The organism is Kitasatospora sp. NPDC059577 (assembly GCF_042735475.1).
GTDB lineage: Bacteria > Actinomycetota > Actinomycetes > Streptomycetales > Streptomycetaceae > Kitasatospora.
The window spans coordinates 13,209-21,604 of record NZ_JBHWBZ010000004.1; the positions used below are offsets into that span (position 1 = coordinate 13,209).

The window sequence follows — 8,396 nt, forward strand, 5'->3', positions numbered from 1 at the left end:
CTTTTGTTATCCGCCCCGGCGTGGGGGGCGGGCGGCCCCCGGGGCCCCCCCGGGGGGGGGGGGGGCCCGGGGGGGCCGCCGGCCCCCGGCGGGGCGGCCGGTCGCGCGGTGTCCCCCGGTCGCGCCGTGCCCCCCGGGCCCTCCGGTGTCGTGTCGTCCACCGCCCGCCGCCCGGCGCCGTCGTCCTCAGCCATGACCGGCCTCCATCTGCGTGCGGAGGGCGGCGAGTCCGCGCGATCCGTAGGCCTTCACCGAGCCGAGCGAGATGCCCAGGGTCTCGGCGGCCTGTGCCTCCGTCATGTCCAGGAAGTAACGCAGCACCAGAACCTCCCGCTGACGGCGTTGCAGTCCACGCAGCGCGGCCTTCAACTGGTCGCGCTCCAGGGCATCGTAGGCACCTTCTTCTGCACTGGCCATGTCAGGCATGGGCTTCTGCAGCAGTCTCAGACCGAGGATCCGGCGACGCAGCGTGGAGCGGGACAGGTTGACGACCGTCTGCCGCAGGTACGCCAGGGTCTTCTCGGGTTCGCGCACCCGCCGCCGGGCGGCGTGCACCCGGATGAACGCCTCCTGGACGACGTCCTCGCAGGTCGAGAGGTCGTCCAGGAGCAGCGCGGCGAGCCGCAGCAGCGAGCGGTAGTGCGCCTGGTAGGTCTCGGTGAGCAGGTCCTCGCTGGTACCCGCGTCGGTACCCGCGCCGGAGTCCGCCGCACCGCGTGCGGCCGCCGTCATCTGGTCGTCTTCCGGCCTACTCGCAGGCCTCGGGGCGCGCGAGGGGAACGACACCGCGGCCCTCGCCGGGATGCCTGCCCTTGCCCCCACCATCACGTTCGCCACGCCCGTTGGACACTCGATCCCCTGTCATGGTTGCCCAGCCCGGGGCCCATTCTTCCGTATGGGCGGAAGCTGCCTCCAGGGGATTCCCCCGGGATTCCGGACAGATTGTGTCGAGGAGCGGACACAGGTATGGACACAGGTGTGGACACAAGCAGACACATCGGAAGCCGCGCAGGGGACTTGAGCCCCGTTCGACGGCCGGCCACGGGTCCTACTCCACCGTCAGTTCGCCTGCCACCAGCTCCGCGATCTGCAACAGGTTGAGCGCCGACCCCTTGCGCAGGTTGTCCCCGCACAGGAAGAGGTCGAGCGCGTCCGGCTCGTCCAGGGCCCGGCGCACCCGCCCGACCCAGACCGGGTCGGTCCCGACCACGTCGTTCGGCGTCGGGAACTCGCCGGCCGCCGGGTCGTCGTAGAGGACCACGCCGGGAGCGTCCCGCAGGATGTCCTGCGCGTGCTCCTGGGTGACTTCCCGTTCGAACCGCGCGTGCACGGCCAGCGCGTGGGTGCGCAGGACCGGGATGTGGACGCAGGTCGCGGAGACCTTGAGGGCGGGCAGGCCGAGGATCTTGCGGGACTCGTCGCGGATGCCCAGTTCCTCGGCGGCCCAGCCGCCCTCGCGCAGTCCGCCGGTCCAGGGCACGGCGTTGAGCGCGAGCGGGGCCGCGAACGGCCCGTGGTCGGCGATCACGGGCCGCAGGTCGCCGGTCTGCCGGCCGACGTCGGTGCCCGCCACCAGTGCGGTCTGCTCGCGCAGGGCGGCCTCCCCGGCGCGGCCCTCGCCGCCGGCGGCCTGGTAGGAGGCGACCACGAGCTGCGTCAGCCCGTACTCGGCGTGCAGCGCGCCGACCGCCGCGATCATCGCGAGGGTAGTACTGGCGGGGCCGGCGACGATGCCGCGCGGGCGGATCCGCAGCGCGGCCGGGTTGATCTCGGGGACGACCAGCGGCACGTCCCCGGCGGCGCGGAAGACGGCGGAGTCGTCGACCACCACGACGCCCTTGGCCACCGCGATCGGCGCCCACTGGGCGGAGACGCTGTCGGGGACGGCGAACACGGCGACGTCGATCCCGGCGAAGGCCTCCTCGGTCAGCGGGACGACCTCGACCGCCTCGCCGCGCACGACCGGCTTGCGGCCGGCCGAGCGCGGGGAGGCGACGAGCCGGACCTCGCCCCAGACGTCCTGGCGGAGTGAGAGCAGCCCGAGCAGCACCTCGCCGACCGCGCCGGTGGCGCCGACGACGGCGAGGTTCGGCCGCCGGGTCATCGCCCGGTGCTCCCGCTCCGCTCCCGGGTCATCGTCCGGTGCCGCCGTAGACGACGGCCTCGTCGGTTTCGCTGTCCAGACCGAAGGCGCTGTGCACGGCGCGGACGGCCTCGGGCACGTCCTCGGCGCGGGTGACGACCGAGATGCGGATCTCCGAGGTGGAGATCAGCTCGATGTTGACGCCCGCGGCGGACAGCGCCTCGAAGAAGGTCGCGGTGACGCCCGGGTTGGAGCGCATGCCCGCGCCGACGAGCGAGATCTTGCCGATCGCGTCGTCGTAGCGCAGCGACTCGTAGCCGATGCCCTCCTTGACCCGGCCGAGCGCGTCGATGGCCTTCTGGCCCTCGGTCTTGGGCAGGGTGAAGGAGATGTCGGTCAGGCCGGTCGACGCGGCGGAGACGTTCTGCACCACCATGTCGATGTTGACCTCGGCGTCGGCGATGGCGCGGAAGATCCGGGCCGCCTCGCCCGGCTTGTCGGGCACGCCGACGACCGTGACCTTGGCCTCGGAGGTGTCGTGGGCGACTCCGGAGATGATGGCCTGCTCCATCTCGCCCCCTTCGGGCTTGTTCGGGTTGTCGTTGCTGACGATCGTCCCGGGGAGACCCGAGAAGGACGAGCGTACGTGAATCGGGATGTTGTAGCGCCGCGCGTACTCCACGCAGCGGTCGAGCAGCACCTTGGAGCCGGAGGACGCCAGTTCGAGCATGTCCTCGTAGGCGATCCAGTCGATCTTGCGGGCCTTCTTCACCACGCGCGGGTCGGCGGTGAACACGCCGTCCACGTCGGTGTAGATCTCGCAGACCTCGGCCCTGAGGGCGGCGGCGAGGGCGACGGCGGTGGTGTCCGAGCCGCCCCGGCCCAGCGTGGTGATGTCCTTGCTGGTCTGGGAGACGCCCTGGAAGCCGGCCACGATCGCGATGTTGCCCTCGTCGAGGGCGGTGCGGATGCGGCCCGGCGTCACGTCGATGATGCGCGCCTTGTTGTGGACGGAGTCGGTGATGACACCGGCCTGGCTGCCCGTGAAGGACTGGGCCTCGTGACCCAGGGATTTGATCGCCATGGCCAGCAGCGCCATGGAGATGCGCTCTCCAGCGGTCAGCAGCATGTCGAACTCACGGCCGGCAGGGATCGGTGACACCTGCTCCGCGAGTTCGATGAGCTCGTCCGTCGTGTCGCCCATCGCGGACACCACGACGACGACCTCATGGCCGGCCTTCTTGGCGTCAACGATTCGACGGGCCACGCGCTTGATGCCCTCGGCATCCGCAACGGATGAGCCGCCGTACTTCTGCACGACAAGGCCCACGTGCGCTCCTCGACTTGTGTCGTTTTCCGGGGGCTCCAGGCCCCCGTACCCCCGGGGGAGGGGGGTGTGCGGTCCGCGTCAGTCTACCGAGCAGGGGTGCCCCGACCGGCGCTTTCCATATGATGAGACGCCTGTTTCAGCAGGTGATCGGCCGGACGGGCGGCCCCACCGGCAGGTCTGCGGGCGATTCGGTACGGCCCCGAAGAATCGGCGGACCGGCGGACGGCGATCCGGCCGGATTTCCTTCCGGGCGGATCACTGAGGTGTCCGTCACAGTCGTCGGCGCGGCGGCGATCCGTCCGCCGCGGCCCGGACGCCACGGTCCCACCGCTGCAGCCACACCACCGCGGCCCCACCGCCGCGGCCCTACCGCTGCACCCCCAGCTCGGCCGCCATCAGGTCGCCCGCCTGCTGCTCCAGCTGCTCGTCGGTGAGCCCGTCGTCGTCGGTGTCCGCGCCGTCCGGCACCGCACCGATCGGGCTGTCCAGCCGGACGTGCGCGATCAGCGACTGCAGCGCCCGCAGCACCGCGGTGCAGGTCGTGCCCCAGTTGGAGAGGTAGGAGAACTGCCACCACCACAGCGCCTCGCTGACCCGGCCCTCGCGGTAGTGCGTCAGCCCGTGCTGGAGCTCGCTGACCACACCGGCCAGGTCGTCCGAGATCCGGAAGGCGTTGGGCTTCTCCGGCGGGCCGTACGGGTCGAAGACCTCGTGGTAGACGTCGATCGGCGCCAGCAGCTCGGCCAGCCGCTCGCGCAGCTGCTCGCCGTCCGGCTCGGGACCGGCGTCGGGCTCGAAGCGGTCCTCCGGGACGACGTCCTCGATGGCACCCAGCCGGCCGCCGGCCAGCAGCAGCTGCGAGACCTCCAGGAGCAGCAGCGAGACCGCGCTGCCCGGCTCGTCGCCCTTGGCGACCTCGGTGACGGCGAGCACGAAGCTCTCCACCGAGTCGGCGATCTGCACGGCGAAGTCGTCCGGCTCCGAGCCGTGCCCGTGGGTGTGCTGCTGGTTGATCGTCCGGTCAGACATCGAGCAGTCGTCTCCCTTCGAAGGCGCGACCGAGGGTGACCTCGTCCGCGTACTCCAGATCCCCGCCGACGGGCAGGCCGCTCGCCAGACGGGTCACCTTCAGGCCCATCGGCTTGCAGAGCCGGGCCAGATAGGTGGCGGTCGCCTCCCCCTCCAGGTTGGGGTCGGTGGCCAGGATCAGCTCGGTGACCGTGCCGTCCGCGAGGCGCGACAGCAGCTCGCGGATGCGCAGGTCGTCCGGGCCGACGCCCTCGATGGGGCTGATCGCGCCGCCCAGCACGTGGTAACGGCCGCGGAACTCACGGGTGCGCTCGATGGCGACGACGTCCTTGGGCTCCTCGACCACGCAGATGACGGCGAGGTCGCGGCGGGGGTCCAGACAGACCCGGCACTGCTCGGCCTCGGCGACGTTGCCGCAGACCGCGCAGAAGCGGACCTTGTCCTTGACCTCCAGCAGCGCGTGCGCGAGCCGGCGCACGTCGGTCGGGTCGGCCTGCAGCACGTGGAACGCGATCCGCTGGGCGCTCTTGGGCCCGACGCCGGGCAGCCTGCCCAGTTCGTCGATCAGGTCCTGAACCACGCCCTCGTACAACGTCGCGCCTTCCTTCGGATGGTCGGTGGTGCTCCGGTGCCATCATCCAACGAATCGGGCGTCGGACACAGCGCCCGACGCCCGACTCCCACATAAATCACATGGGTCCGTCGTCTGAACTCCAGACCCGCGGGGCCGTCGGACGGCCTCGTCACCCGCGGCCCGGACCCGCCGGCACGATCCCGTCGCCACCGGCGGCCCGGTCCGGGCCCGACCGTTCGGGCCCGTCCGCTCCCGCCGGGGTCAGAACGGCAGGCCGGGGATGCCGCCGCCCAGGCCCTGGGTCAGCGGGCCCATGCGGTCGGCCTGCAGCTTCTGCGCGGTCTGGGTCGCGTCCCGGACCGCCGCCAGGATCAGATCGGCCAGGGTCTCGGTGTCCTCCGGGTCGACCGCCGCCGGGGCGATGGTCAGCGCCACCAGCTCACCGGCACCGGTCACCGTCGCCTCGACCAGGCCGCCGCCCGCCGTGCCGTTCACCTTCGTGTCGGCCAGCTCCTGCTGGGCCTTCGCGAGATCCTGCTGCATCTTCTGCGCCTGCTTGAGCAGCTGCTGCATGTTGGGCTGGCCACCACCGGGGAACACGGCTCTCTCCTTGCTGTCACGGCTGTCTGCGGTGCGTCGTTCGTCACCGCCGAGCCTACGTGCTGCGCCCCGCCCGGGTGCCCCGGCGGCCCGGCTGCCCGGCTGCCCGGTAGGCCCCGATGACTCAGTTGCCCCGGTGGTGGATCTCCTCCAGCACCGTCGCACCCAGCTCGCGGATGATCAGCTCCTGGCCGGAGAACGCCTCCTCGTTGAGGTCCGGGTCGTCCTCCTCCGGGATGTCGTCCTCCGGGGCCACCGACCGCACCGGACGGGCCGGCGCCGCGGCGGGCGGCGGGGCCTGCACCGGCGCGGCCTGCACCGGCGGGGCCTGCACCGGCTGGGGTGCCATCACGGGAACAGGAGCCGGAGCGGGCGCCGCCACGGCCGGCGGGGCGGCCGGACGGGCCGGGGCTCCCCAGCCCCCGCCGCCCGGGGCACCACCGGCGGCAGCGCCACCGGGGGCGGCCCCGACACCACCGGACGGGTCGACGATGCACTCGATGCGCCAGTCCACGCCCAGCGCGTCGGCCAACGCGGCACGCAGCACGTCGTCGCTGTTGCTGCCGACGAAGCTGTCCCGGGCGCCGGCGTTGATGAACGACACCTGCAGCACGCTGCCGTCGAACCCGGCCACCTGACCGTTCTGGCTGAGCAGGATCCAGGTGAAGCGGCGGCGGTTCTTCACGGCCTCCAGGATCTGCGGCCACAGCTGCCGGACCTGTGCGGCGCCCTGCTGCGCGGAGGCCGACGGCTGCCCGCCGGCGGCGGCCGCCGAGGGGGCGGCCGCAGGAGCCGGGGCGGGCGCGGGCACCGGGGCCGGGGCCTGGACCGGAGCTGCCTGGGGCTGCGGCGCGGCAGGCGCGGCGGCGGCCGGAGCGGGCGCGCCGCCACCGGCGGGCGGGAAGCTGCGCGGGATCGGCCAGGCGCCCGGCGCCGGCCCGGCGGGCGCGGCCGGAGGCGGCGGAGCCTGCACGGGCGCGGCCTGCACCGGAGCCGCGACCTGCGCCTCCGGTGCCGGCGCGGCCACGGGCGGCGCGGCCACGGGCTCGGCCACCGACACCGGCCCGGCCGCCGGAACGCCCACGGGGGCCGTCCCCGGCACCGTTCCCGGCACCATCGCCGACGTGGCGAACCCGCCCGTCGCCGCCCGCCGCTCCAGCTTGTCCAGGCGCGCCTGCAGCGACAGCTCGTCGCTGTACGCGCCGGGCAGCATCACCCGGGCGCAGATCAGCTCCAGCTGCAGCCGGGGCGCGGCGTTGCCGCGCATCTCGGTCAGCCCGGTGTTGACGATGTCCGCGGCCCGGCTCAGCTCGGCCGCGCCGAACGCGTCCGCCTGCGCCTGCATCACCGCGATCCGGTCCGCCGGGGCGTCGATCAGCCCCTTCTCCCCGGCGTCCGGCACGGTGGCCAGGATCACCAGGTCGCGCAGCCGCTCCAGCAGGTCGGCGACGAAGCGGCGCGGGTCGTGCCCGCCCTCGACCACCCGGTCGATCACCTGGAACACCGTCGCCCCGTCGTGCGCGGCGAAGGCGTCCACCACCTCGTCCAGCAGCGCGGAGTCGGTGTACCCGAGCAGCGAGGTCGCCATCTGGTAGGTCACGCCGCCCTCGCCGGCGCCGGCCAGCAGCTGGTCCATGACCGACATCGAGTCACGCACCGAGCCCGCCCCGGCCCGGACCACCAGCGGGAACACCGGGTCCTCGACCTGGATGGCCTCGCGGCCGCAGACGTCCGCCAGGTAGTCACGCAGCGTGCCGGGCGGGACCAGCCGGAACGGGTAGTGGTGCGTCCGGGACCGGATCGTCCCGATCACCTTCTCCGGCTCGGTGGTCGCGAAGATGAACTTGAGGTGCTCCGGCGGCTCCTCCACCACCTTGAGCAGCGCGTTGAAGCCGGCCGAGGTCACCATGTGCGCCTCGTCCAGGATGAAGATCTTGTACCGGCTGTGCACCGGCGCGAAGAAGGCCCGCTCGCGCAGCTCGCGCGCGTCGTCCACACCACCGTGCGAGGCGGCGTCGATCTCGATCACGTCGATCGAGCCGGGCCCGCCGGTCGCCAGGTCACGGCAGGACTGGCACTCCCCGCAGGGCGTGGGCGTCGGCCCCTGCTCGCAGTTCAGGCAGCGGGCCAGGATGCGCGCGCTCGTCGTCTTGCCACAGCCACGCGGCCCGCTGAACAGGTACGCGTGATTGACCCGGTTGTTGCGCAGGGCCTGCTGGAGCGGAGCGGTCACGTGCTCCTGCCCGATGACCTCCGCGAAGGTCTCGGGGCGGTAGCGGCGGTACAGGGCTAGGGACACACCACCGACGATATCGGGACGGGCCGACAAACGCGTCGCCCCTCACTCCCCCACGCCCGCACAAGGGCCCCCGGGGGAACGCAAAGACCCCTCGTGCACCCGCCAGAGCTCTCTTACCCTTGCTGCCTTCCGGCCCTGGGGGGGTTCAGAGAGATGACGCCGCACGAGGGGCTGACCCCCACAGTACCGGATCCCGGCCCCGACGATCCACAGGCCACCCCGACCCCGGGCCTGCGGGATAGGTGGTCGCGACCACCCCGAAACATGTACTAAGCTCTCCCACGGAGGATTCGCCTAGAGGCCTAGGGCGCACGCTTGGAAAGCGTGTTGGGAGCAATCCCTCACGAGTTCGAATCTCGTATCCTCCGCCTTTGATCGAAGGGCCCGGCCGCCGGTGGGGTGGGGCGGGGCGGGGCGGCGCCGGGGGGCGGGGGAGTCGGGGCCGAGGGTGCCCAACACCCCGCCCGACCTGGAGCGCCGA

The 8,396-nt window shown here is 72.8% G+C and carries 7 protein-coding genes, 1 tRNA gene and 1 other RNA gene; 1 reads left to right on the forward strand and 8 read right to left on the reverse strand.

The annotated features are described in order from the left end of the window. Positions 1-186 precede the first annotated feature (186 nt). The 8 genes from ACFV0O_RS05440 to ffs all read right to left on the reverse strand — a co-directional run bounded on the left by ACFV0O_RS05440 (position 187) and on the right by ffs (position 8,091). Positions 187-732 (reverse strand): SigE family RNA polymerase sigma factor, encoded by a 546-nt coding sequence (locus tag ACFV0O_RS05440; RefSeq protein WP_360253673.1) that lies wholly within the window; start codon positions 730-732, stop codon positions 187-189. 316 nt (positions 733-1,048) lie between these two features. After that, positions 1,049-2,104 carry an aspartate-semialdehyde dehydrogenase gene (locus ACFV0O_RS05445; RefSeq protein ID WP_380336732.1) on the reverse strand — a complete coding sequence of 352 codons (1,056 nt, stop codon included), beginning with the start codon at positions 2,102-2,104 and terminating at the stop codon, positions 1,049-1,051. Positions 2,105-2,132: 28 nt separating this feature from the next. After that, a complete protein-coding gene (locus ACFV0O_RS05450) occupies positions 2,133-3,413 on the reverse strand; it encodes an aspartate kinase (RefSeq protein ID WP_360253677.1) in 1,281 nt (426 codons plus the stop codon). A gap of 366 nt (positions 3,414-3,779) precedes the next feature. Then, positions 3,780-4,442, reverse strand: a complete 663-nt coding sequence (locus ACFV0O_RS05455) for a DUF5063 domain-containing protein (RefSeq protein ID WP_360253679.1) — start codon at positions 4,440-4,442, stop codon at positions 3,780-3,782. After that, on the reverse strand, positions 4,435-5,034 hold the full coding sequence (recR, locus tag ACFV0O_RS05460) for a recombination mediator RecR (RefSeq protein WP_218198914.1): 600 nt from the start codon (positions 5,032-5,034) through the stop codon (positions 4,435-4,437). The genes ACFV0O_RS05455 and recR overlap by 8 nt, the downstream gene beginning before the upstream one ends. Before the next feature lie 243 nt (positions 5,035-5,277). Beyond that, positions 5,278-5,616 (reverse strand): YbaB/EbfC family nucleoid-associated protein, encoded by a 339-nt coding sequence (locus ACFV0O_RS05465; RefSeq protein WP_360253681.1) that lies wholly within the window; start codon positions 5,614-5,616, stop codon positions 5,278-5,280. Between the two features lie 124 nt (positions 5,617-5,740). Then, the gene (locus ACFV0O_RS05470) at positions 5,741-7,915 is read right to left on the reverse strand and encodes a DNA polymerase III subunit gamma and tau (protein WP_380336737.1); all 2,175 of its coding nucleotides are present in this window, start codon (positions 7,913-7,915) and stop codon (positions 5,741-5,743) included. 79 nt (positions 7,916-7,994) lie between these two features. Continuing rightward, positions 7,995-8,091, reverse strand: an RNA gene (gene ffs, locus ACFV0O_RS05475) — signal recognition particle sRNA small type. A 107-nt stretch (positions 8,092-8,198) separates the two neighbouring features. Here ffs and ACFV0O_RS05480 point away from each other — a divergent pair. Next, a tRNA-Ser gene (locus tag ACFV0O_RS05480) sits at positions 8,199-8,283 on the forward strand. Positions 8,284-8,396: the final 113 nt, after the last annotated feature.